Origin of the sequence: Clostridioides sp. ES-S-0001-03, from assembly GCF_020676075.1 — a bacterium.
Lineage (GTDB): Bacteria > Bacillota > Clostridia > Peptostreptococcales > Peptostreptococcaceae > Clostridioides.
In genome coordinates this window covers 37,887-64,065 of record NZ_JACVWJ010000003.1, presented here as the reverse complement: position 1 = coordinate 64,065, position 26,179 = coordinate 37,887, and the positions used below count along the sequence as shown (strand labels likewise).

The following is a 26,179-nucleotide window of genomic DNA, read 5'->3' as shown; positions in this document are numbered from 1 at the left end:
CAACAAAGTCAATTTTATCACACTTATTATCGTATTCAAAATCGTCTTTTCTACGTGAGGATTCTAATTTTTCTATTTATAATTCTAATTTTAATTCATATGTTAACGAACTTTATAATCATATATAACATATATATTCATATGCCAGCATACGTTTTTTTTTCAAATATTTTTTTAAAATTAAAAACAACGCTCTCAATAATACAATCTTTGTACTTATTGAGGGCGTTGTAAGATTTATCTAGCAAACTTGTTTAATTTTTTCTTTACCTAGTATGTAAGTACCAAGTCCCATAAATAAAGCTCCTCCAACAATGTTTCCAAGTGTTACTGCTACTAAATTATAAATAGCTCCTCCAATACTAACTGTTTGAATTGTTGGAGAAAATAATGAAACACTATAGATTGTCATATTCGCTACACTATGTTCAAACCCTGTTGTTATGAAAGCAAATAAACATAGGAATATCATAATTATTTTTGCACTATCATTGTTAGTTCTAAATGAACATAAAACTGAGACACAAACTAAAATATTACACAAAACTCCCCTAAAGAAAAGAGACATAAATGGCATAGATGCCTTGGCTGCTGCTGTGTTTGCAAAAAATTCTGCTACAGGACCTTTATCTACTAAACCAGTTCCTACAAACATTATACCTAAAATTAAAGCTCCTATTAAATTTCCTACCCAACTGTATATCCATATTTTAGAAGTATCTTTTATACTTACCCCTTTATTTAGCATACCTACAGACATTACCATATTATTTCCAGTAAACAGCTCTGTTCCTGTCATTACAACTAAACTAAGTGCTACTGCAAACGATAACCCCATCATTATCTTTGTCATAGGAGAACCTGCATCTGTCAAAATCCCTCCAATAGTAAATATCAAAAGTATACCGATACCTACATAAAGTCCTGCAAAAGCAGAAGACACTAAATATTTTATCTTACTTGTATTTAATAAATTTATTTTATTTATAGCTGCGTTAGTCAATTTATCCAAAGTTTCTTTATGCATAATTCCCTCTTCCTTCTATTAAATTTATAATTTATTTAAATATATTTTTTTATTACTTATAGATATTTAACACCACTCCAGTATATATTTTCATGTACTTTAGTTATCTCTTCAAATTGTACACCTTCAAGTGCCCATTTTTTAAATTCCATGAATCCAGTCCTGTCAATTATATATCCTATATGCTCTTTCCCTCCTGGTGCATCTTTATCTATATATTGCTCTACATATTTGTAAGTATTAAGTATTATTTTTATTATGTTGTCTTCATCTGCCCATAAAAGAAAATCTTCTGCTAGTCTTGGATTTTTCTTACCTGTTCTACCCATTATAGCTAATCTATAGTATTTTTTTTCATCTCTAGTCCATGCATTTGTTGGGCAATTTAGTACACATTCTCCACAACCTATGCATTTATCTCCATCTCTTACTACTTTATTATTTTCTGTTTTTAATGCTCCAACAGATAGTTTTGAACATTTTTTTACACACGCTCCACAATTCACACATCTATCTTTTTCATATAGTGGTAAGGTCATTCCTATAATTCCAAAGTCATTCATTCTAGCTTTTATACAGTCATTCGGACATCCAGTCAATGCCACTTTAAAATGTAAGTCATTTGGAAAAATTGCTTTTTCTATTTTTTTTGCAAATTCAGTTGTATTATACTGCGCTTTTGGACAGACTTTATTACCTATACATGCAGCTATGTTTCTCGTACCTGCTGCTGGATAACCTGCATTTTTCTCACTTTGATTTATATTCATCTTTTCAATAACAGGTTGTATGATATTATTTATTTCTTCCATATATTCCATATCTATTCCTAAGATTTCAAATCCCTGTCTTGTAGTTATGTGTATCTGACCATTACCATATTCATTTGCAATCCTAGAAACTGTGATTAAACTTTCAGGGTCAATAAGACCTCCTGGCACTCTAACTCTTAAAGAAGTTTTATATTTTGTTTTTGTAATTCTATAAGCATTTTTCATTACTTTTTTAGTATTTAAATCTCTTATCACAAACTCCACCCCCTAATCAATAAGATTTTTAGCATATGAATAATCAAATACTGGTCCATCTAAACATATATAAGTATCATCCATCTTACAGTGTCCACATTTTCCTATTCCACAACACATTTTTCTTTCATAAGAAACCCAAATATTTTTTTCGTCTAAATCTCTTTTTAAAAACTCTCCTACTGTAAATTTCATCATCATTGGAGGTCCAACTACAATTGCAGAAGTATTATTTATATCTTTTATATCTAAATTTGGAATATATTTTGTTACTAATCCTACATTTCCACTATAACCCTCATCAGCTCCATCCACAGTAACTAAAATATCCAATTTTTCACTCCATCTTTTTAAGTCCTCTGCAAATAGAACATCTTTTGGTGATTTAAATCCAACTATTAATTTAAACTTTTCACACTTATCTTTATTATTATAAAAATATTCAACTATTCCTCTTACAGGAGCTAATGCACTTCCTCCTGCTACTACTACGATTTCTCTTCCTTCATATAAAGATGCATCAAATCCATTTCCATAAGGTCCTCTTATAAAAAACGAATCTCCTTCTTTGTAATTGAATAATTCACTAGTAACTTTACCTACATTTCTTATTGTAAAATCAATATAATCTTCTCCATATCCTGATACTGATATTGGACTTTCACCATATTTAGGTATAGATATTTCATAGAATTTTCCAGGCAGAACCCCTTTTGTATCACAATTCACTTTGAATGTCCATTCTTTATCAGTATGTTTAACTATGTCTAGTATTTTTGCACTTACTGGTATATATGAGTTCATTTATATCTCCTCCTTACTAGTTACTAAATCATTTATTTTTTCTATACATTTTGAAAATGATATATATTGTGGACATGCATCATCACATCTTCCACATCCAACACACATGTTATATCCAAATCTTTTTTTGAAATCATTTATTTTATGCATAGTTTTAAATCTCATTCTTTCTCCTTGTTTTTTTCTGAAAGAATTTCCACCTGCTATGTCTGTATATCCATCTACTTGACATGAAGCCCAAACTCTTCTTCTTTCACCTACATTTTCATTTTCCTTATAAAAAATATCCTGCATTGTAAAGCATGAGCATGTTGGACATACAAAATTACATCTTCCACATCCAATACATCTTGTGTCATATTCATCCCATATTGGATTTCCTATTATCTCATTAGAATCAATATTTTCTGGTATATCTATAGAAATTAAATTTTCTGTTACATGACTAACATCAAATTCTGATGGCTCTCCATTAAATACTTCAAATTCATTGTCTTTTATGTCTAAGTACAATGTTTCTCCTTCTATATTCAATCCAAGTGAATAGTTATCAGTTTTATTAGAATCCATACTTACACAAAAACAATTTCTAAAACTCTCTTTACATCCTACAAGTGCAAATTTTATTTTTTCTCTAATATGTTTATAAAAATAATCTTTTTCTTCTCCATTATTTAAATATATTTCATCAAGTCTCTTTATTCCATTTATGTCACAAGCTCTTAGAAAAATTAAAATCTTTTTATTGTCTAAATCGCTTTCCTTAAATTCTTTTTCAGTAAAGTAAAATAAGACTTGATTAATAGGAAGCACTACTTCTTTTGGTGAAAAGTTTGATTTTTGAGCAAATTCCATTTCTTCAAAAGTATTTACTTCCTTGTATCTTATCATGTCCGTATCTGAAAAAGTACCTTTAAATGGCATTATGACTGGTGCAAATATTTTGTAGTCTTTTTTTAGGAAATTCAGACCTTCATTGAATTTGGATGAATCTAATTTTAATTTCATTTTTATCACCTTTCTTATATTTTAGTTTTGCTTACTTATTATCTTGTTTAAATCTTAACACTTTCTTTTAGATACTTCTGTGATAATTATCACAGTTTTAAAAATAATAAAAAAAATATTACTAGAGTTTATTAAACTCTAGTAATATTTCTTTATTATTTATAACTTTAAATTAAAAATCTGTTCTTTTAAATACAAGCTTTTCAAATGATTCTATATCCATAGGTCTTGCAAAGTAAAATCCTTGTCCAATATCACAGCCTGCATTTTTTAATAAATTTAATTGACCTTCAGTTTCTATTCCTTCAGCTACAATTAGCATATCTAAATCCTTACCTAATGTAATTATATTCTTTATAACTTTTTCTCCACGTGTAGATGTAATTGTCTCATTTAAAAATTCTCTATCAATCTTCAATACATCAATTGGTAATTTTTTTAAAAGACTAAGTGAAGAATATCCACTTCCAAAATCATCCATAGATACAATAAATCCAATATCATGCAAATCATTTAAAATATCTAAAAGCATGCTTATATTTGACAAAAATAAACTTTCTGTTAACTCAAGTTCTATTAGATGCGCTGGTATATTATGCTTATTGATTAAAGATTTTAAACTAGTTACTATATTTCTATTATTTAAATGAATTCTTGATACATTTATAGAAATTGGTGGTGGCTTTATTCCATTTTTTATCCATTTTGACATTGTACTAAAGACATTATCCCAAACATACAAATCAAGTTTTTCTATAAATCCATTTTTCTCAAATAGTGGAATAAAATCATTAGGCGATATAGTTCCCTTAATTGGATGAATCCAACGAACAAGAGCCTCTGAACCTACAATCTCATCTGTTATAAGGTTAATTTTAGGTTGCAAATAAACTACAAACTCTTTATTTAAAAGTGCATTATCCATATTATTTTCAATTTCTTTTTCACGAAGTATAGAAAGCCTTATTTTATCATCATAAAAAGCAACTTTACTCTTATAATTGGTTTCTATTGTTTGACAAGCTATCTTAGCTCTATCAATCATTACATCAATATTTACATCATCTTTATCAATTAAATACGCTCCACATTTAAGTATTATATCTATTTTAAATGTATTTTCTTTATCACTATTCACAATCTCAAAAAAATCATTTGCTCTTTTTCTTAAATTTTCTATATTACTTTTTTTAGTCATTACAATAAATCTATCGTCTGATAGTCTTGCATATATTTCATCCTTAAAAATACTTTCACCTATTTTTCTTGCTATATATTTTAAAATATTGTCTCCAAATTCAAAACCAAACATATCATTTATATATTTAAATTTATCTATGTTAATATAATATATAACAAAGTTATACGTTCCATATTTTTCAAAAAGCTTATTAGCATCAATTTTAAATTTCAATAGACTTCTTATACCTGTTACTTCATCAACATATGCTATCTTTTTTAATTTATTCATTTGTACCTTATAATTTACAATAAATATTCCAAAAACTATAAATATAATAAATAATATTATCAAAATAAATGCCATAATATTATGCTGTATAAAATCTAATAGAGTAACTGTATGCTCTAAGTACTTCGTACTGCCTGTAACTGCAATTGCAACCTCTTCTTCTGTAACTCTATTGATGGATTTATTGAGTATTGACAATAATGCAGGATTTGCTTTTTCAGAAACCCCTATTCCAATATCCACGACTTGATTTTTTATTGGCATAAACATAAGCCCATCAGATTCTTCAGTATTAATTATATTATTTAGGATATAGTTGCTTCCTATAAATACATCACTTTCTTCTTTCTTGACAGCTTCAATACATTTACTAGCATTTGGATAAAAACTTACTTCTTGATTTGGATAATATTCTTTTACGAATGATTCTATCCCTGTCCATTTAATCATTGCTACTTTAGTTTTTTCATCCATTCTAATATCATTTTTTGCCAAACCTAACATGGTAGTTTCAAGGTAGCCATCAGTAAATATAATATTATGCTCTAACTCAGTACTTCGTGACATAAACATATTTGCACAAATATCTACCTCACCATTTTCAACCATTTTTAAACCCTCTGAAAAATTATCTACCTTTATATACTCAAACTTTAAACCTGAGTTATTTGAAATTGATTTTAATATATCTATTGATATACCTTTGTAGGAATTTGTATTTTTATCATAAAAAGATAGTGGTGACGTATCAGGACCTGATACAACTTTTATTACAGGATGTTTCTTTATATATTCTTTTTCCTCCAAAGTAAATACTTCTGTAGCTATTGCAGTACTCTTATAATGTTTATTAAATAAATTACCATCATAATATATATCTTCTCGCTTAATCTCATTTAATGCATAATTCAAACCATCTAGTATTTTTTTGTTTCCCTTAGTTGTTGCATAATAGATAGGCTCTGATGAAAAACGTAATACTACCTTTGTATTTGGTATATCTCTAATGCTTCCTGTAAGTATCATATCAATGGTTCCTTTTTCAAGTTCCTTTTGAAGTTCTTCTGCACCTTCTATGTACTTATATTTTACAGATATTTTATTTTTTTTACAGTATTCATCAAATACACTTTTAAAATGATTATCTGAAACTGTACCTACTACTTTTCCATCAATTGTATATCCATATAACTGACCATCTTTTGTAACAGAAATTCCATAACTAGGCCAATATCCAACCCTTACTTTTTCTTTCTCAGAAGTGGCTAAAACAAATGATGTATTTAATATAAGTAAAAAAATAACCATAGTAATAGTAAATCTATATTTTCCATTCATAATATGCCTCCATTTATAACTAAATCATATCAAGATAGTTAAAATATTCTTATTCAACTTAATATTCTTTATATTAAAAATTTAAGCCCTCCATTTGCATTTAAACTTTAAATAGAGTCATTAAATATAATAAATCTATCTTTTCCTTGATTTTTTGAATGATAAAGAGCTTTATCTGCTTTTTCATATAATTCAATAAAAGTTGTTCCATGATTTGGCATAATAGATATTCCAATACTACAAGAAACTTTATATGACTTATTTTCTCCAGTATAATAATTTCTAAATGCATTACATAGCTCAATCGCTTTGTTTTCAATAAATTTTATATTCTTCATATTTTTTATGAAAACTACAAACTCATCTCCACCAATACGTCCAATTATATCATCCTCTCTAAAAATAGAAGTTAATTTTTTTGATACTTCAACTAATACTTTATCACCAAAGACATGCCCTAAATTATCGTTAATAGCTTTGAAATCGTCTAAATCAATAATAAAAAATGCATGACTACTTTCTTTAACTCTGTCTAAACTCAAAAATCTCTTTATTAGAGTTTCAGTTGTACCTTTATTATAAATTCCTGTTAATATATCACGTTCAGCTTTAAATTTAAGCTCAATCTCTTCTTTTTTCTGTTTGTCTATATCTTTAATGTACGCAAATCCTTTAAGTTGATTGCTTTGGGGGTCTTTAAGTAAATGCATTGTACAAAGTTCCCATAAAATCTTACCATTAATGTCATATCTTCGATACTCTAACTTTAACTCATTTACTCCCTTATTATATGAATCTAAGACATTTTCATAATAAAATACTTTTTTAAAGTTTTCCCTATCTGAAATAAAAACTATATCGTCAACAATAGCCTCCATTACTTCAGAATATTTTCCAGCAGGTCTTAAGCCTAAATTGTTATCAGGCTTTATATTACTTGATATAAATTTATCTTGAGAAAAATTAATTTCATATATAGCAATTGCTTCAGACAACATAGCTTTTCTATATTGCTCTTCTTGATTATATTGCATTTCAGCTTTTTTTTGCTCATTTATGTCTTCTAGTAGACCTATCGCTCTAATTGGAATTTCTGCTCCATTAAATAGATTCGTTAGAGTCATTCTATTCCATATATATTTTCCATTGACTAGTCTTGTTTTTATTACAGATACTACACTTTCTTCACCTTTTTCCATTTTATTAAAAGATTCTTTAAACACATCAACAAAGTCAGGATGTATTATCCCAGAATCTATAAAATATTCTATGCCATTTTCAATATTTTTTTGTAATCCATATATTAAAGAGACATCACTAGAGACATGTATAGATTTTGTATGCATATAATAGTCAAATACTATGTTAGAAGTCTTGGATAAGGCTATTCTAAGCCTTTCTTCATTAATCTTAAGTTCTTCTTCTACTTTTTTTAAATCTGTTATATCAACCAACACACAGTAAAAATACTCTTTTCCATCAGAATCTTTTATAAGCTCACACTTATTTACAACCCACACAAAATTCCCACTCTTAGTAATCATTCGATACTCTATTTCAACTACTTTTGATTCTAATATTTGAAGTGCAAATTCATTTTTCACTCTATCTACATCATCTTTATAAATTACATCATAAAAATTATTATTAAACATAGATTTTATCTCTTCTTTAGTATATTCAAACAGGTTAATAAATCCATCACTTAAAAACACAAATTCATATTTTTCACCTACACTACATTTAAAAACACCTCCTGGTATATTGTTAGTGAGTGAAGATATCTCTAGATTTGCTTTTACAAGCTTTTCTTTGGATTTTTTCTCTTTATAAAATACAATTAAAATCAAAATTGAAAGTGCTATGAAGTTTTTAGTTGTTAATATAATTGCAAGTTTGTTTATCTTAGAAATCTCTTTCACTATCAAAGCCTTTGGAATAAAAGACAATACATACCAATCATTTATACCAACTGGAGTATACGTGGCATATTCCTCTTTTCCTTTAAATTTATATTCTAAAAATCCACTTTTCTTATTTGATATATCTTCAATAAAGTTTTTATAACTGTAATCTTTTCTAACATAAATAAAATCAAAAAAATCGCTAACATTATTTATGGTATCATCAGTTTCTCCTGGAGTAGATTTTAAGACAAGATTTCCTGATTTTTCAAATATATATGTACTTCCTTCTCCATTAAAACTAGTCACATCTATAAATTCACTTAATTTACTTGTATAATAAGAACCATACAGAACACCTATCACTTTACCATTTTTGTACATAGGAGACGCTACTATAAAACTATTTTCATTGTTAACAGATGATTTTATGATTTCTGAAATATTGCTTTCCCCTTTCATTGCTTTCTTAAAATAGCTATGTTGTGATATATTATAGACCTTTCCATCACCTGTATAGGCTGTACCATCTGGACATGCAATATAGATTTTTTCAAAATCAGATTCCTTTGATACATCATTTAGCAATTTCATTATATCTTCTTTCTTCATACCCTCTGACTCTGAAATAATTTTAGAAATACTATTTATAAACTTTGTTAGTGAGTTAAGCTTAACATTTATAGTATTTGAACTTTGCAATGACAACTCTTCTAAATGCATCTTTTTACTTTTTTCTACTAATGAATTAACATTATAGGTAAAATCCCAAAGAGAAAACATCACAAATACACATATAAAAATCAAACCTAAAGCATAACCTATGAATTTTTTATTTTTCATTTTGATACATCCCTTTCTGAGTATAGAAGCTGTGTCAACATCTGTATATTTACTGTTCATATTAAATTAATTATACTATCAGAATTAAGCTGTTTCAATAAACTTAAGGCAAATATTATCATTTTAGATAAATAAAAAAGAATCTATGGATAGATTCTCTTAATAATATCTTTATTTAATTATAATTAATTATTTTTAAAGTATTTTGATAGTTCGGCTTCTTTTACATAAAAACCTTTATTATCAATCTTTATAAGTTCTTCTTTTTGCAATACTTTTATCATTCTAGAAACTGTCTCTCTTTTACAGCCAAGCATATCAGCTAAATATGTAACTGTAAGATTTACATTTAATAAGGTCCATTCTCCACAATAAATTCCAAACTCTTTACTTAATCTATACAATTTTGCTGCTAATTTCTTATCTACTTTTATAGATATTGAATTTTTTAACTGTCTATATAAACGTCTTGTCCTTCTCTCCATATAAGAAATAATATCTTTTGTAAGCTGAAAATCATTTTTCATAATTTCTGTAAATTCTTCAATGCTATAATAAGACACAATTGAATTTTCAAATGCCTCACATCCAACAGCAGAATTCTTCGTAAAATCAAAGGTAATGTCATTTATAATTTCTCCATTATTTAATATAAAAATCACCTTTCTCTCACCATTTTCGCTTATCTTAAAAATAGATACTTTCCCATCTAAAAGTACGTATACTCTGTCCAATTGTTCTTTTTCATAAAATAAAATTTCTTTTCTTTGTAATCTTTTTAGTTTAGCTTTTTCCTTAAGTTGATTCTTAGTTTCACTACATAAATTATTAAAAAGTATTACTTTGTCAATATCATAGTCTTTTAATTTAGACATGTAAAATCTCCCCATTACTAAATTTTTAAGAAAACCACATAAAGTATTACAAATATCTGATTTTATTCATTTTTAAACAGTTTTATAGCATTTGTAGTCTTGATTTTTCTTTCAATAGCTTCATTTGAAAGCTCTTTTACTACCTGTGTATATACTAAATCAATAATAAAAAATTGTGCCAATTTAGAGGATATTGAACCAGTTTCCAATACAGTTTCCCCAGATACATAAGATAAGTGCACATCTGAAATATCCTTTAATTCAGAATTTTTATTTTCAGTAATAGATATAATTTTAGCATTATTAGCTCTCGCAAGTTTTACAGTTTTTATAATTTCTTCAGTTTCCCCAGAATGAGAAATTGCAACTATTAAATCTCCTTCTTCCATTATAGAAGACATCATTATCATAGTATGACTACTATCAAAACTTACACAATTAAGCCCAATTCTCATAAACTTATAGTTTGAATCTTGTGCTATTATACCTGAATATCCAATACCAATAAAGTAAACCTTTTTAGCATTTATTATAAGTCTTGCACAGTCATGAACATCTACACTATTGATTATCTCAACAGTATTCTCTAAAGTAGTTATATTTGAGTTTAAAAGTTTCTTGGCTGTATCTAAAGCTGGCTCATCATTTTGTATATTCTTATTTATAATATTTTTTTTATTACTACTTGATATTTCTTGCGCTAAAGTAACTTTAAAGTCTTGCAACCCATTAAACTTCATTTTTTTAACAAATCTAGTTATAGTTGCTTCACCAATATTACTCTCTTTAGCAATTTGTGATATTGGTTTATAAAATACATCCTCTATATTTTCCTTTATATAAGCTATCAATAATTTATCTGACTTTGTAACTTTAAAAGTTGGTGATTCCAATTGTTCTAAAATACTCATTAAAAAACCTTCTATTCTCTATATTTTGTTTAAAAAATTATACAATGCCCCAAGCATACCTGCATCATTTTGTCTCTTTGCAAATTCTACATTAGTATTTTTATAAACTCTTTCTATAAGAATCTCCTTTAATGCTCTATCTATTTTAGGTTTTAGAAATTCTTCTTGTGCCATTATTCCACCACCTAAAATTACAACTTCAGGATTTATTACATAACATATATTTGCAATACCAATTGCTAATGATTTTATCATATTATCCAATTCTTTTAAACAATCTTCGTCATTATTCTTTGCTAAATCAAAAATTATTTTCCCATTTAGGTCATTTTCATCCATATTTTTTATTTTTGCTAATTTTTTTACCAAACTACTAGTTGATGCTAGTTCTTGGAAAGTACTTCCATTCATATTCATATATCCTACTTCACCAGCACTATTACTAAATCCATTTATAAGCTTATTATTTATTATAACACAACCACCAATACCAGTACCTATTGTCATACATATAGAAGAAGTTGCTCCCTTACCTGCTCCAAGCCACATTTCACCAAGGCCAGCACAATTAACATCATTTTCAACTTCACATTTTATATTAAATTCTTTTTCTATCTCTTTCTTTAATTCCATACCTTTATAGTTTGGAATTAATTCTTCTAACGCAAATACTATCCTACCTTCAATTGGGTCAACCATACCTGCAGTTGATATACATATCCCATCAATATTGTTTTCTTTCATATATTTTTTAACTATTTTCTTTATTTTAGATAATATTCCTGGTCCACCTTTTTCTTTTGCTTCAGTATCTAAACTGGATTTATCGATTATTAACCCATCTTCTCTAATAAATCCATATTTTATTGAAGTACCTCCAATATCTATACAAACGTAATTTTTCATAACATATCTCCATACAAATTATTTTTATAACCAATATTACTAATTAAAATTTTATATTACATGAATTTTTTATTTATTTTTTCCAACTCACAGATATATTTTCTCGCTTCTGATAAATCTATGGTATCCTTTAATATAATTTTTTTCTCAGTTATATGATATTTATAAATATTCTTACATAAATCTTCTCCCAACATATTAAGACCTTCTTGACTATAATGTACATCATCAATAGTTAGACCTTGGTCATGAAATTTCATAGCAATTTTGCTTCCTATGCTTAATATGTCACATTCATTACAAGCAAATTCTTGTGCTGCTGCAATTCGTCTTGTTCTAACAAAATATTCATCTTCTCCAAGCCAATAACCAGTTAAACTAACAAACATTTTATCAATGATACATTCTTCCTTTAGTCTATATGCAATTTTCTTTAGACTCTCTTTATAGTATAAAACATCACTACCATATTTTGCATCACTTTCACCTTGAATCCAAATAACATATTTATTTGTTATTTTATAATTCTTGCTTAAAGTATTACACCCTGCATTAAATTTTTCTATAGTGTCATTTAAAAACCAGTTATTATCATGATTCCAATTTTTTATTCTTGACCCATCCTTTGCATTGTGTATAAAACAAACTTTATTACCAGTAAGTCTATTCCACTCATTTGAAAATGCAGGTGCTATAGTACCATCTCCTTCAGAAGTCTCTAATTCACATCTCATGTTTATAATCTCGTTGCTACTTAAGTATTCAAAACAATTCTCATTTGGAATAACACTGTCTTTTGGATTTCCTAAGCCTCTCGCATTACTTTGTCCTATTAATAAAAATACATCTATTTTATCCATAAATTAACTCCTCTATACAATTCTAAACCTTTTAATATCTATTTAAACTTTCTTATAAAAAACTAAGGCTGAAAATAGTAATCTAACTAAAATTTACGAAATATCACTAATCGCTGAAAGTTAAATCACTATTTTCAGCCTTAGTAGTTATATAAATTTTCATTATCTAACCAAAACCTTAAAAATAGCTTTTTTTATATTTTCTTTTTCTGAAACTTTTATTGCTGTCATATGTGCATCTTCTGGATAACATACTAAGAAATCACCTTTTCTAAGTTCAACATATCCATTGTTTTTCCCATCAAGAGGCAAAAAGTCACTATCTTCTTCATATGTCTTTTGCTCTAAATTTTCTATAAAGTTCAAATCTATTCTTTCGCATCCATCTAACATCAAGTGTACATCTATATATTTCTTATGAGCTTCCCAGAATCTTTCTTCTTTTTCACAAGTTTCATACTCAACAATATTTACAAAGATATCATCACCATCTATTGTATGAGTCCCTTTTTCGTAATCTATCAATGAATTTTCTTTAGCATATTCAAAACACTTAAGTAAGTCTTCGTGTAATGTTGAATATGTCTTACTATGATTTATACTTCCAAATATCATAATCACTATCTCCCTATATAATTTTAAGTACATTCTACTTTCAGGTTTTTTACATATACAGTTCTTTATACATTCTTATAGAGTAGCTAGATTATTTATATATCTAATCACTCTAATCTAGCCACTCTATAGGATAATTTCTTATTTAAATTCTATATTATTTTTCATAATAAACTGTAGTTTCAGCTTTTGGTAAAGATACTTTTGCTTTAACTTTAGATTCTATTGCACTAAATACTGTTCCTACTACTACAGAAGTAGTTATTGTTATTAGAGAATAAGCCCAAGAAGTTACTTCGGGCATTCTATATTTTAGATAAACAACTAAAATTGCTGATACTGCAAATCCAATATATGCTCCCATTTTAGTTGCTCTTTTACAAAACGCACCAAGTACAAATATTCCTGCTAAAACTCCTAGAACTAGCCCCATAAAACTATTGAACCATTCATATGCTGACTTTATTTCTCCATTTGCTAAGATTATTGCAACAACTATAGAAAGTATACCTACTCCTAATGATATATATTGTGCAACCTTAGTTTGTCTTTCCATACTCATATCTTTTGTTATAATAGTTTGTATATCTAAAGTCCAGCTTGTAGCAACTGAATTAAGCCCTGTGGATAAAGTTGACTGAGATGCTGCATATATTGCTGCAAGTAGTATTCCTGTTATACCTACTGGTAATTCATAAGCTATATATGATGCAAATACTTGGTCTTGTTGAACTGTTTGTGCTAAATCTGGGTTTTGAGTATAGTATATAAATAAACAAGTTCCAATTAGATAAAATACTGTTGCAAGTCCCATTGATAAAACACCATTTCCATATGTCATTTTGTTAAGTTGTTTTATATCAGTTGTTGTAGTAAATCTTTGAACTATATCTTGACTTGATACATATGATGAAAAAGTATTAAGACCAGCTCCAACAAATATTATAAATGCACTTGTAGATAGTATGTTTTTATCAAACATAACTTCATTTGTTGCTAAGAACTTATGCCCACTTGTAAGAGTATCCATCACTGTTCCAAATCCACCATTTATACTTGATATTAGATAAAATAGCGTACCTGTAACACCTACTATTAATACCATACCTTGTATAAAGTCAGTCCATAAAACAGCTTTTAATCCACCTGTATATGAATAAATTATTGCTATTACCCCCATAACTATTATTAACACATTTACAGGTATTCCTGTAAGACCTGCTAAAACTACTGATGGTAGATACATTATTATAGACATACGTCCTATTTGATATATTATAAACATTAAAGCTCCAAGTACTCTAAGTCCTTTACTTTCATATCTCATTTCTAAGTATTCATATGCAGTATCTATCTCTAATCTACTGTATAAAGGTAAGAAGAATTTTATTGTTAAAGGTATAGCTATAAACATACCTAATTGTGCAAACCATAAAATCCATGTTCCACCATAAGAATTACCTGCTAGTGATAAAAATGATATTGGGCTTAATAATGTGGCAAATATTGACACTGATGTAACCCACCATGGAATAGTTCCATCACCTTTGAAGAACTCTTTTCCTTTCATTTCCTTCTTTGAAAATAATAATCCTGCAAATAAAACTGCCAATAAGTAAACTACTAGTATTGCAAAATCTATCCAAGTAAATCCTACCATTTGACCAATCCTCCCATACCAAAAGTATTTTTATTAAAAATACTTTCTGTATATTTCTTTCGCTCTTGATTTCATTTCATCAGTTGCTTCTTTCATAGGTTGTCTACAGTATCCAGCTTCAACGCCTTGTTCTTCAAGTAGTAATTTAATTGTTTGATATAGACCATTTCCTAATATATCTGTTATTAAATCATTTGTCACATGTTGTACTTCAAGTGCTTCTGATATTTTTTCACTCTTCGTTAGTTCAAATATTTGTCTAGCTCTGATACCGTTTACATTAAATGTAGAACCAATTGCCCCATCTACACCTAAAACTGTAGCTGGTAACATCATTTCATCAAATCCTGCAAATATTAATTTATTTGGGAATGTTTTTCTCATTCTTTCTAATAAGTAGAAATCTGCTGCTGTAAACTTAACACCTATTATTTTTTCATTTTCAAATAATTCTCCAAATTGATCTAAACTCATATCAACACCAGTTAAAAATGGTATAGAGTATATTATTAATCTATTGTCTACAGAATTTATTATTGTATTGTAATAATGTTTTATTTCTTCAAAATCGAATTTATAATAAAAAGGTGTAACAGCACTTATAGCATCATATCCTAAATCAGTTGCAAATTTAGCAAGCTCTACAGCTTCTTTTAAATTAACTGAACCAACTTGAGCTATTAACTTTATTTCTTCTTTTACTTCGTCCTTAGCTATTTCAAATATTTTTTTCTTTTCATCAGTTGAAAGCATGAAGTTTTCTCCTGTACTTCCTCCTACATAAAGACCATCTATTTTACAAACATCTATATTATGTCTAATTATTTGTCTTAACCCTTTTTCGTTTATATTTCCTTCCTTATCAAATGAAACTAATAATGCTGAATAAATTCCTTTCATATCTGTTGTTCTCATATCTTTACCTCCAATTTTAATTTTCAAATATAGTTAAATATAATTAATTTTTAATTTATAAATTAATTTTTTAATTAATTTCAATTGCTTTAACAAATTTTTCTGTTATCAATTGTGGTCTTGTTATTGCTGAACCTACAACTGATGAATGAACTCCAATTTCAAAGACTTTCTTTAAATCTTGAGGAGTATTTACTTTTCCTTCTGCTATTACAGGTATTTTTAAATCTTTAACCAATCTTTCCATCAATACAAAATCTGGACCATCTAAAATTTCTGTATATGGAGTGTATCCAGATAATGTAGTTGAAACGCAGTCTACACCGTATTCTTGCGCCTTAACAGCTTCATCATAATTTGAAATATCAGCCATTACTAAAACATTATTTTCTTTTATATAATTTATAATTTCTTTTAAATCTTCATTGTTTGGTCTAACTCTATTAGTAGCATCCAGTGCTATCATCTCACATCCTGTTGCTAAAAGCTCATCTACTTCTTTTTTAGTTGGTGTTATATATATATCTGAATCTTCGTAATTTCTCTTTATAATACCTATAACAGGAAGTCCAGTAACTTTTTTTATTTCAATAATATCATCAACTCCTTGAGCTCTAATGCCAACTGCTCCGCCTTCTTGAGCAGCTTTAGCCATTCTACCCATTATAAAAGAACTGTGAAGAGGTTCATTTTCTAAAGCTTGGCATGATACTATTAGTCTTCCCTTTACCTTATCTAGCATTTTTTCGATTACCTCATTTCTGAAATTTATTTTCTTAATTTATGTATTAATAATAACATGAAAACTTTTTCTTTGCAATATTTTTTCATATTTTTTTATTAATTCTATTTTTTTATAGATTTATTCCAAGTATTTCCTTATATTTCACAGTTTTAAGAAAATTTATTTCATTTTTTTGGTTTTTATTTTCATTCCTATATAGATACAAATGATTTCAATAAAAAAACCCATGTATATAATACATAGGTTCCCCAATATTACTCTAAATCCATAATAATTTTTCTACCACAACATGGACAAAACTCAGATTCCGAATCTACTTCACTTTCACAATAACCACAAACTATAAAATTATCGCAATCATTATCTAATTCAAATTTTTTACCACATTCAGCGCAATATTTGTCATTTATATTTCCAATATAGCCACATTCACAAGTTACATTGCTTTCTGCAATTTCCATATCATTAATTTCCATATTTTTTTCATAAATTATCTTATCAAGTTCTAATAACTCATCACAGAATTTATCAAAACACTCATCATCAATAGAATTTTCTCTAATTTTTTGATAAGTCAACATTCCCATTTCTAAAAAGATTTTACTCTTCTTTTCTTGAATATCATCAATTTCTCTATTTATCTTTGATTTTTCTTTATATAATTCAATCTTAAATTTTCCATTACCAAATCTTTTCTTAACCTTAGAAAATTTATCATCTACTGTCTTTTTATTATTTTCTTCCACAGAAGTTTCCTCCAATCATATTTAATCAGCTGAGTTTAGCTTATATCCTATTAAAGATATCACAAAACTGTATATAAATGAAATTATAATAGTTGAGAACAATTTAAATTGCATAACTAGAGTTGTTCCATAGCTAGGTGTATTAAAGAAGTTAATATTACTATCAAGTATAAAAGTACTAAATAGAGCCAACATACCCATTAAAAATGCATAATATATACTAAATATTATTACAGGTTTAATATTATCTGTATCATATTTAAATCTTAATTTATATCCATTTAATAAAATTATTAATGCAGACAAAGCCCCCATTGCATAAAACATTAATTTAGTATCTCCAAATAAAGAGGATGAGCCTAAGCTAAGCATTGAAACTGTTGAATTTATTATTGTTACCGAAATTCCATTTGCAAAAGCCCACATGTAACTAGCAATTTGTGGCAATACAGCAAATAAATCGATACCACTTGAATATCCACTCATATTCAATTCATTTAAATAACTACTATCAGATATAGTTAATATAAAAAGTATTGCTAACACTAAAGCATAACCTAATATGAATATTTTAATAGCATTTGAAAAAAGGGACATATACATATTTTCTTTTTCATAGCTTTTTCTATAATTAGTTATATATGTACATATAAATCCTAATACAAATCCATTTAAAAGTGCACTAAAAAATTCATAACTATACTCTAAAGCATATCCATACTCTAGCATACTATGTGAACTAGTTTTAACATTAGTAAAAGTACATAAAATAGCTAAAATTAATCCATAGAAAATTCCAACTCCAAGAGAATTTGCTAATGTAGTTTTTGAATCCTTACATCTTTTTCTCATAAAAATTAAATTTGATATAATTAATCCTAAAACAGGAATTATAAGTAATATTAACAATCCTATATTTGCACTTATAAATCCAGAACCCATCATGGTAGACATAGATACGCTAATTTGACCTAGATTAAGGGCTAACATTATATGTGCTGGATTTATCATGTAACTGATATCATTAAATTGAATAGTAATTATAGCCTTAAATATTAACGAAATAACAAGCAATATGAATATAGTTGAAAAGGTCGTTAAAAATATCCCTCTTGTATTTGCGTGATATGAGAGTTCTTTTATTTTAGATTTTAAGTCAAGTTTTGTTTCGCTCGATTTTAATGATACTATTTCATAAAGTTCATTTCCACAAAATTTACAGTAATTATCTTTAGGATTATTTTCTTTGTTGCAACTAGAACAAAGTTTATCTTCTTTAGTTTCAAGTGTAAGGTTATTATTTTTTATTTTTCTAGTTGGCTTACCTGTTTTTTTAGAATAGTTACTATATGAATAATTCATATTATCTATTTTTTTTTCATCCATTTTTTCCCTCCAAGTTTTACCATTGTCAATTATCAAATATAACTATATCATATAAAACTTAATTATACCTTAATTGGATATATTTATCTATTTTATTTGTTTATTGTTGTTATTTTTTAACAAGTGTTGGTATTTCAATAATTTATTAATGTCAGTTTTGTTGTTTATGTTTTATTATGCTTAATTTAAATTTATTCTATTCTTTATTTTCGGTGGCAAGATGGTGGCAAGTTAGGTTTTGCCACCATTTATTTTTATTTTTAAGAAATATAGTTCATTAATATAAATTTATTGAAAAGCTTTGTAATAAAAAATTTAAAAAATAGCATCATCTCTAGAACAAATAATTGAGTCCTTTTATGAATAATCATTAACAAATAATGTTCATATTTATTGCTATTTCTAAAATTAAATCTCCTATCTAAAAGTGATAAAATAACGTAATTAACTTATTTTTATATTAAAATAGATGTCCATTTCTGAACATCTTATAAAATAATCTATTCTATTCTATTGTCGCTGACGAACTTCTTGTCTAGTCTCAAGATTATTAGTAACATAACCTCTTTCTCGAAGTCCATTAACAACTTCTGAATAGATATCATTTCCTTCATTATCCTTAATAGTTACTATCAAAACAAATTCTTGTGCGACAGCATTTAATCCATTTCTTGGATTCATATCTATTCTAATCTTCCATCCATCACCAGCTTTAATACCTTTACTAAATCTTCTATAATAAGACTTAATAGGACTCCATTTAAATCCATTTTCTACTCTTGCCTTTTCAAACTTTTCATCCCATGATTTTTCAAGTGGAACCTCACCAGAAAAGTCAATTTTACCAGAAACATCATCATATTTATAAGTTCCAAAACTTACATCAATATTAGTTCTACAGTATTCTCTACCATAACGAATGTCAAGAGTTGGATTATAAGCAAGTGTCATTCCAATCTCCCCATAACATTTTCCATTTCTAATCAAAGAAGCAGGATATGGAAAATCAAACATTTCAAGATGAAAACCTTGAGGAACTCTTTGTCGAAAAACTAAAGTTATCTCATCTTCACTACATTTCAAAATATCTTGAACATTAACAGCAGGTATTCCAAAACCATAATATTTTATATTATCTCTATTTTTACTTAAAATATTACGTGATGTCATCCTTGCTGAATGAACAATCATTGCTTTTGCAAGCAACATATCTTTTTCAACCATCTCATCATATATAGAGGTGAATTTTTGAACTACTCTAGGATTTGAATAGCTTGTTCCATTACCTTCAATTATATTTCCATTACTATCCATACCTTTCATTCCTAATCCTTCTATACTTAAATCAGTTGCTATATTTCCTCCATAATCAACTACATCTGGTTTAATTATATAGTTTGCACCTGGACCTCTGCGACTAAAAGGAGATGGTTCGTTTGTCTTTACGATTGACTTCTCTGAATCATAGAGAGCCACAGAACCCACAGTAATCGCTCTAACTGAATCTGCAGGTGAAATAATTCTATCTATCTCTCCTATACCTTCTTGTATAGGCCATTTTCTTAACAACGCTGTATTAAGATTTCCACTAGATACAAAAAATTGGATGTTATATTTATCTTGAATATAATCAAAAAAAACACCTAAATCAGACATTGAACCTTCACATACCTTTGTTTCAATTCCCAGTGAAATGTTCCAAATCTTAACACTTGAAGAATATTTCTGCATAACTTCTTCTATAATCTCCATTAATTCTTCTTCACTAACAGTATCTACTGGCCCAAACTTATAATCACTATTAGGAATAGCAATTATATCTACAAATTTAAATCATTTTGAGTCAGTAGACTCAATTCCATTTAGTGTATTCCCATATTGAATTGTAGATGCAATAAATGTTGCATGACTTGGATTGCGATAGATTTCATTTACATATGATTCTCTAGCAATAATATATGGTTTCAGAAACTTATTATCATCACTTATTCCACCATCAATTATTCCTATTATAGTTTCACTATCAGAGTACTTATTATCTAAAAGTGCTTGTAAACTAGTTTCTGAAACTTCACCTAAAGGAAGCGAATATTCTTGAAAAAAATCTACTGATTTCACACCATTTATAGATGATATTTTTATTATATCTTCATAAGAAGAAACTTCCATCTTGATAAACTTTATATTATCGCCATATGTAATCAATTCATACTTTTCCTCGAATCCAAATTCTTCAAGCTTTCCTATAATATAATTTTTAATCTGAGTGTTATCAAAATCATCATCAAAATCAAAATATTTAATTTTAATTTTGTTTTTTATTTTATCAAATTTTCCTTGAAAAGAAATTTCATTTAGTTCTTTTGAAATTTTTTCATTTGCTATAATTGGTTGAATATCTTCAATAGCTGTCAAATTTGCACGAAATTTTTTTGAAGGAGGATTTTGAATTAGTTCAATAGTATCTATAATTGATTTTTTGGTAATTTTGATATATATCTCGTTCAAATCCTCACTCCCAATAATAGGACAATTGCGACAAAAATCATTTGGCTTATGAGATTTAGCTATAGCTTCCTGCTTTACAGTAATTTTACCAACAGCTGGAACAAATTCATTTTCAGAAAAAACATCTTCATAAAATTCTAAAATTTTTTCAAATTTACTTGAAATTTTGCACTGTAATGAAGATGTTACTTCTCCAAAAAAGGTAGTTCCTCCACCATTTAAATTTTTTTGTGTATCACTTGATTTTTGAAGTACTATTTTTATAGGCAAATTTTTTTCCGCCATTATTCATTCTCCTCCTTTATTAATTTTGATACTGTTGTTTTAGAGATATTTAAAATATCTGCAATAACTGAATAGCTAAAAACTTTCTCATCACAATTGCGTAAAAATTTTGCTTTAATTTTTAACAAAATTCTCTCATCATCACAACTTTGAGGAATTATCTTCTTAAAAGTGAAATAATCTTCATATATGTTGACTTTAGAAAAACAATCTCCATGAATTATTGCATTTCTAAGTGACCTCTTAATGATTTCTTCAATGTTAGCACCACTTAATCCGTAAAATACAGTTGCTAACTCATGTGTTTCTTTATTACTTAAATTTACTGCTCCATTAACAAAAAGATTAATCATTTTTATAATTGCATCAATATCTGGTAACTCAATTTCTAATTTATAATCAAAACGTCTCCATACAGCGGAATCTAACATATTTTCATGATTTGTTGCTGCTAATAACAAACTGTCACTACTCATCATATCCACATTTTGTAGCAAACTATTTACAACACGTTTTAATTCACCTAATTCATTACTATCATCACGAGCTTTTGCTATAGCATCAAATTCGTCAAGAAATAAAACACAAGGCGTCCTTTGCGCAAACTCAAATAAAGTACGTATATTCTTTGCTGTCGTTCCTAAATAAGATGAAATCAAGCTGTCTAAACGAGCAACCACTAAAGGTAACTGCAATTCTTTTGCGATTAAATATGCACATTTTGTTTTTCCACATCCTGGTGGACCATATAACAACAATGTATTAGATACGCCAACTCCTAATAAATTTAACTTGTCAGCGTTTTTATAACTTAAAATAAATGAGTTCAGATTTTCTATATTTCTTTTAGAAAGAATAACTTCAATAGTATTATCAGTAGGGTAAATAATATCAGCCATAGTTGTACGGGATTCGGCATCTACAGGAATATTTACATCTTTATTCATACCCATTGCCGAAAGTACTGTCTCATTTTGTATCGCCAACATTTTACTAAATTTGTTTGCAGCACGCATTTCATCATCATTTTCTAATTTAGCAATAAGTTGCTTTGTATAATTAACAACTTTAAGTTGATCGCGTTTTAAGGCACCTTCAACTATTTTTCCAATTTCAATTGAATACTTCAATGATTTTCACCTCCTAATTTATTATACACGAACGATTCAAGAATGTAAAGAACGTTATTTCAAAAAGCTTTATATTTTATCAAAATATGCAAACGATTCTTGCCAAACAAAGAACGAAGTCTTTAAATATCTATGGTTCTAATTTTTGAATTTTAACATAGTATTTCTAGTATTTAACTTAAATAGACTTATATAGCTTCTATTTCTAGTAAAATTTTGATATAATTAAATTTTTTTAAAAAGTGGTGTAGAACAATTAAAAATTATTCAAAATGAAGAAAAATCGGAAATAAAAGAATATGAATAATATTACGAATATAATTACAGATTTTACAATTCTCTTCGGGAGATGGATTCAATAGAAAATATAAAAAAAGAAAAAACACGCATCAAAACTCTATTAGAGGCTAAAAATAATCCAGCAATTCCATTTGCAATTGCTATTATTTCCGCATTTATATCAATTTTCTTTAGCCTATTTGCTAGCAATATTATAAAAGATTTTTATAATGCTTGTGCTATAATAGGGGCTTTTTTTGGTATTTATTTGTATCTAATATGTGAAGCTCAGCAAAAATCAGATAGTTACCAGAAATTTCGTATTAATTCATTGCAAGTATTAGATGATATGGAAAATAAAAAACTTAAAGAAAGAAAATATAGCAAAAGAAGGTAACAACTAACTCCAGTTGCTACCTCCTAATCATCAATGCTTAAATTTTGATACACTAAAATTTTTAACTTGAGACTTGAATAACTGTTCAATCTCACCGACTATACTCTGTATCTTATCTTCATATTCTAAATCATAATATATATTTATCTCACCTATACTATTTATACTTACAGAATATTCTTTTCTTTCTATTATACATATACTTCCACAATCTGATAAATCATTTTTGTATATTGATTTTAATTGTCTTTTTATCTTTAGAAAGTCTATTGTTGGATAAATATTATTTGGATAAAAGCTCTTATCATGTATTAACATCTTATCCACCCCTTATCATTCTATTCATTAAATTTATACCTTAATCAAAACGATATTAAACATATTTTTCCATATATTTATAATTCTTTCATATAGTATTTACTTCTATCTATTGATAAAATCTAATACTTTGTAAAGTGTATCAAATCATTACCTTTTATAGCTGTGTACTTCTCTTTGGCTATACAATTAATAAATATAACTAGTTTTACAATTATAATGACTAGTTTCGCATATCTACTTGTAAAATATTTTTAAAAAAAGTATTATTTAAATAAGATTTTAGATAACATAATATGCATAATTTACTGAATATTTTTTATTTTTCATTTTCTAGGGGGATTGCTTATGTTTAATGATATGATTGATGAATGTATTCACATAATGACTGCATATATTGCTAATTTAAAAGAATATTATTCATTCATAGAAACTCAGCTTGATGATTTCATTAAAAAATATGGAGAAGATATTGTAGAGTCTTGCCTTCATAGAATAATGATTTTGTTGTGCGAGTGTGCTTTAGTATAAAATTTAACCCATTAAAATAGATAAGAAGAATCTTATATAAAATTCGTCTTACCTATTTTAGTGTATGTCAATTCTATAACTTTTCTTTTACAAACTCTCTAGCTCTATCCATAGTTAACCATACATCATCAGCATATATCTGAGTAAACTTTTCTCCTGTGGTCTTACTCATTTCTTTCATCTTATTACAAGTTACTCCACCAATTACATACAGATTTTGTGTTTGATGTGGCTTATAGTCTTTTATGTCTACTACTAAATAACTTTCTTTTGACCTCTTGTAATATAGTCCTAAGATGTCTGCTGATACCTTATCATCACCACTGTACACTATTGTGTGTTTATACATTTTGCCCACCTCTACATTATTTATAGTTTTATTCAATACGCCTTCTACAATTAATTTGGCCATACCTTCATATCCAAGTTTCTTAGCCTTCTCATAATCTTCTTTATTATCACAGAAGAAACTTTCAATTAATATGGCTGTAGGCTTGGAACTATTTAAAATATATAATCCTTTGTCTAATTTAGCACCTCTATTTTTAAATACTGTGCCTAGTTTCTTACATATTCTAGTTGCATACTCTAGACCTTTATTACTATAATATAGCACCTCTGAACCTTTTCCTTGACCATCACTTGCATTTAAATGTAACTCTATAAGTAAGTCATATCCTCCACCGTTAACTCTAGGTATTTTATATGACTTTTCTTCTGTTTTAGTTTTAAACTGCTTTTCGGGGCATATTATTACATCTACCTTATGTCCTTCTTTTCTGAATGTATCTGCTAATACTGGTGCAAGAGATTTATTATATTGATACTCGTTAACTACTCCATCAGCAGAAGTACATGCACCACTTTTTAAAATACTGTGTCCTACTGTTATACATATTTTCATTACTTTTCACCATCCTTTAGCTGTTTGTAAGTTTGATTTATACCTATTGATATACCCCAACAAATTACACCTTGTAAGACTGCATCAGCATTTAACCCTAACATCCATACTGAAAAACCTACCCCAAGTATCAATAACACTACTGGAATATACTTGTTATCTAACTGTTTATACTTCTTACAGCCTGCTCCTATAACATAAAGAGCAGCTACTAAAATTAGCAACTGCTCTGGTATGAAACTTATTAAATTATCCATTTATTTTCCTCCTAATTTAAAATATTCCTCTCTGAATAGCAAATATAAAGAATCCTATAAGTGTTGTAATCATTGTTCCAATCAACCATTTCAACATGCTTGTAAGTGAGTTCAAATTCTCACATAGTGCCTTTAACTCTGCTTTAGATTCTATATTTGCTATCTTTAATTCATCTATTTCTTCTTCATGTTTATTTATTCTTGTTTCATGTCTTTTTAAATCTGCGTTGAAAAGTTCTTCATTCATGAAAACCTCCTTATTTGTATTAAAATAAGACTTAGAGGTTATCTAAGTCTTATATGTTATTAAAACTTCTTGTATCTTGTATGATAAATTTATTAATTCTACATATTTATTTTATTGTATTTTAGATTATCTATATATATTTAATAGCAAACCAATCAAAAGTAGCTCCAGGATTACTTCCAGTAAACAAAAATGGTAAGAATACTCTGTCATTATACATACCTACAGCATTATCATTAGTTTCACTACTTTGATTAATCTTGACATAATAATGCTTATCA

At 27.4% G+C, this 26,179-nt stretch carries 25 protein-coding genes; 2 read left to right on the top strand and 23 right to left on the bottom strand.

The genetic code is table 11. The features are described from left to right. Nucleotides 1–241: 241 nt before the first annotated feature. The 19 genes from IC174_RS06845 to IC174_RS06755 all read right to left on the bottom strand — a co-directional run bounded on the left by IC174_RS06845 (nucleotide 242) and on the right by IC174_RS06755 (nucleotide 22,965). On the bottom strand, nucleotides 242–1,027 hold the full coding sequence (locus IC174_RS06845) for a formate/nitrite transporter family protein (protein WP_227434902.1): 786 nt from the start codon (nucleotides 1,025–1,027) through the stop codon (nucleotides 242–244). Nucleotides 1,028–1,083: 56 nt separating this feature from the next. Next, nucleotides 1,084–2,055: a sulfite reductase subunit C gene (asrC, locus tag IC174_RS06840; RefSeq protein ID WP_227482495.1), complete on the bottom strand. Its 972-nt coding sequence runs from the start codon at nucleotides 2,053–2,055 to the stop codon at nucleotides 1,084–1,086. Between the two features lie 12 nt (nucleotides 2,056–2,067). After that, nucleotides 2,068–2,859 (bottom strand): anaerobic sulfite reductase subunit AsrB, encoded by a 792-nt coding sequence (asrB, locus tag IC174_RS06835; RefSeq protein WP_227482494.1) that lies wholly within the window; start codon nucleotides 2,857–2,859, stop codon nucleotides 2,068–2,070. Then, nucleotides 2,860–3,867 carry an anaerobic sulfite reductase subunit AsrA gene (asrA, locus tag IC174_RS06830; RefSeq protein WP_227434906.1) on the bottom strand — a complete coding sequence of 336 codons (1,008 nt, stop codon included), beginning with the start codon at nucleotides 3,865–3,867 and terminating at the stop codon, nucleotides 2,860–2,862. A 172-nt stretch (nucleotides 3,868–4,039) separates the two neighbouring features. Next, nucleotides 4,040–6,676: an EAL domain-containing protein gene (locus tag IC174_RS06825; protein WP_227482493.1), complete on the bottom strand. Its 2,637-nt coding sequence runs from the start codon at nucleotides 6,674–6,676 to the stop codon at nucleotides 4,040–4,042. A gap of 107 nt (nucleotides 6,677–6,783) precedes the next feature. Beyond that, nucleotides 6,784–9,423, bottom strand: a complete 2,640-nt coding sequence (locus tag IC174_RS06820; RefSeq protein WP_227482492.1) for a diguanylate cyclase domain-containing protein — start codon at nucleotides 9,421–9,423, stop codon at nucleotides 6,784–6,786. 185 nt (nucleotides 9,424–9,608) lie between these two features. Continuing rightward, nucleotides 9,609–10,298: a Crp/Fnr family transcriptional regulator gene (locus IC174_RS06815; protein WP_227434918.1), complete on the bottom strand. Its 690-nt coding sequence runs from the start codon at nucleotides 10,296–10,298 to the stop codon at nucleotides 9,609–9,611. Between the two features lie 62 nt (nucleotides 10,299–10,360). After that, complete coding sequence (locus IC174_RS06810; protein WP_227482491.1) at nucleotides 10,361–11,209, bottom strand: MurR/RpiR family transcriptional regulator; 849 nt, start codon at nucleotides 11,207–11,209, stop codon at nucleotides 10,361–10,363. 18 nt (nucleotides 11,210–11,227) lie between these two features. Then, nucleotides 11,228–12,115 (bottom strand): ROK family protein, encoded by an 888-nt coding sequence (locus IC174_RS06805; RefSeq protein WP_227434920.1) that lies wholly within the window; start codon nucleotides 12,113–12,115, stop codon nucleotides 11,228–11,230. A 56-nt stretch (nucleotides 12,116–12,171) separates the two neighbouring features. Beyond that, complete coding sequence (locus IC174_RS06800) at nucleotides 12,172–12,975, bottom strand: sialate O-acetylesterase (RefSeq protein ID WP_227434922.1); 804 nt, start codon at nucleotides 12,973–12,975, stop codon at nucleotides 12,172–12,174. 162 nt (nucleotides 12,976–13,137) lie between these two features. After that, on the bottom strand, nucleotides 13,138–13,590 hold the full coding sequence (locus IC174_RS06795; protein ID WP_227482490.1) for a YhcH/YjgK/YiaL family protein: 453 nt from the start codon (nucleotides 13,588–13,590) through the stop codon (nucleotides 13,138–13,140). 157 nt (nucleotides 13,591–13,747) lie between these two features. After that, the gene (locus tag IC174_RS06790) at nucleotides 13,748–15,250 is read right to left on the bottom strand and encodes a sodium:solute symporter (RefSeq protein ID WP_227434925.1); all 1,503 of its coding nucleotides are present in this window, start codon (nucleotides 15,248–15,250) and stop codon (nucleotides 13,748–13,750) included. A 33-nt stretch (nucleotides 15,251–15,283) separates the two neighbouring features. Then, entirely contained in the window at nucleotides 15,284–16,165 is an 882-nt protein-coding gene (locus tag IC174_RS06785; protein WP_413926912.1) for an N-acetylneuraminate lyase, read from the bottom strand. 70 nt (nucleotides 16,166–16,235) lie between these two features. Then, the gene (locus tag IC174_RS06780) at nucleotides 16,236–16,907 is read right to left on the bottom strand and encodes an N-acetylmannosamine-6-phosphate 2-epimerase (RefSeq protein ID WP_227482489.1); all 672 of its coding nucleotides are present in this window, start codon (nucleotides 16,905–16,907) and stop codon (nucleotides 16,236–16,238) included. A 257-nt stretch (nucleotides 16,908–17,164) separates the two neighbouring features. After that, nucleotides 17,165–17,656, bottom strand: a complete 492-nt coding sequence (locus tag IC174_RS06775; protein WP_227434928.1) for a zinc ribbon domain-containing protein — start codon at nucleotides 17,654–17,656, stop codon at nucleotides 17,165–17,167. Between the two features lie 21 nt (nucleotides 17,657–17,677). Next, nucleotides 17,678–19,042 carry a hypothetical protein gene (locus tag IC174_RS06770; protein WP_227482488.1) on the bottom strand — a complete coding sequence of 455 codons (1,365 nt, stop codon included), beginning with the start codon at nucleotides 19,040–19,042 and terminating at the stop codon, nucleotides 17,678–17,680. 510 nt (nucleotides 19,043–19,552) lie between these two features. Continuing rightward, complete coding sequence (locus IC174_RS06765) at nucleotides 19,553–20,794, bottom strand: S8 family serine peptidase (protein WP_227482487.1); 1,242 nt, start codon at nucleotides 20,792–20,794, stop codon at nucleotides 19,553–19,555. Between the two features lie 81 nt (nucleotides 20,795–20,875). After that, on the bottom strand, nucleotides 20,876–21,835 hold the full coding sequence (locus IC174_RS06760; RefSeq protein ID WP_227482486.1) for a hypothetical protein: 960 nt from the start codon (nucleotides 21,833–21,835) through the stop codon (nucleotides 20,876–20,878). Then, nucleotides 21,835–22,965, bottom strand: coding sequence for an AAA family ATPase (locus IC174_RS06755; RefSeq protein WP_227482485.1), 1,131 nt, complete (start codon nucleotides 22,963–22,965; stop codon nucleotides 21,835–21,837). Before IC174_RS06755 ends, IC174_RS06760 begins: the two co-directional genes overlap by 1 nt. Before the next feature lie 349 nt (nucleotides 22,966–23,314). On the opposite strand from IC174_RS06755, the gene IC174_RS06750 reads away from it, so the two are divergent. Continuing rightward, the gene (locus tag IC174_RS06750) at nucleotides 23,315–23,641 is read left to right on the top strand and encodes a hypothetical protein (RefSeq protein ID WP_227482484.1); all 327 of its coding nucleotides are present in this window, start codon (nucleotides 23,315–23,317) and stop codon (nucleotides 23,639–23,641) included. Nucleotides 23,642–23,671: 30 nt separating this feature from the next. Here IC174_RS06750 and IC174_RS06745 read toward each other — a convergent pair whose 3' ends face one another. Then, nucleotides 23,672–23,959, bottom strand: coding sequence for a hypothetical protein (locus IC174_RS06745; protein WP_227482483.1), 288 nt, complete (start codon nucleotides 23,957–23,959; stop codon nucleotides 23,672–23,674). A 348-nt stretch (nucleotides 23,960–24,307) separates the two neighbouring features. Between IC174_RS06745 and IC174_RS06740 the strand changes: the two genes are divergently transcribed. Next, complete coding sequence (locus tag IC174_RS06740; protein WP_227435222.1) at nucleotides 24,308–24,490, top strand: hypothetical protein; 183 nt, start codon at nucleotides 24,308–24,310, stop codon at nucleotides 24,488–24,490. Between the two features lie 73 nt (nucleotides 24,491–24,563). Here the strand turns inward: IC174_RS06740 and IC174_RS06735 are convergent, their stop codons facing one another. The 3 genes from IC174_RS06735 to IC174_RS06725 are packed head-to-tail and all read right to left on the bottom strand — an operon-like array spanning nucleotide 24,564 to nucleotide 25,898. Continuing rightward, nucleotides 24,564–25,394 carry an N-acetylmuramoyl-L-alanine amidase gene (locus IC174_RS06735; protein ID WP_227482482.1) on the bottom strand — a complete coding sequence of 277 codons (831 nt, stop codon included), beginning with the start codon at nucleotides 25,392–25,394 and terminating at the stop codon, nucleotides 24,564–24,566. Continuing rightward, nucleotides 25,394–25,651: a phage holin family protein gene (locus tag IC174_RS06730; protein ID WP_227482481.1), complete on the bottom strand. Its 258-nt coding sequence runs from the start codon at nucleotides 25,649–25,651 to the stop codon at nucleotides 25,394–25,396. The genes IC174_RS06735 and IC174_RS06730 overlap by 1 nt, the downstream gene beginning before the upstream one ends. Nucleotides 25,652–25,667: 16 nt before the next feature. Next, complete coding sequence (locus tag IC174_RS06725; RefSeq protein ID WP_227482480.1) at nucleotides 25,668–25,898, bottom strand: hemolysin XhlA family protein; 231 nt, start codon at nucleotides 25,896–25,898, stop codon at nucleotides 25,668–25,670. Nucleotides 25,899–26,179 lie beyond the last annotated feature (281 nt).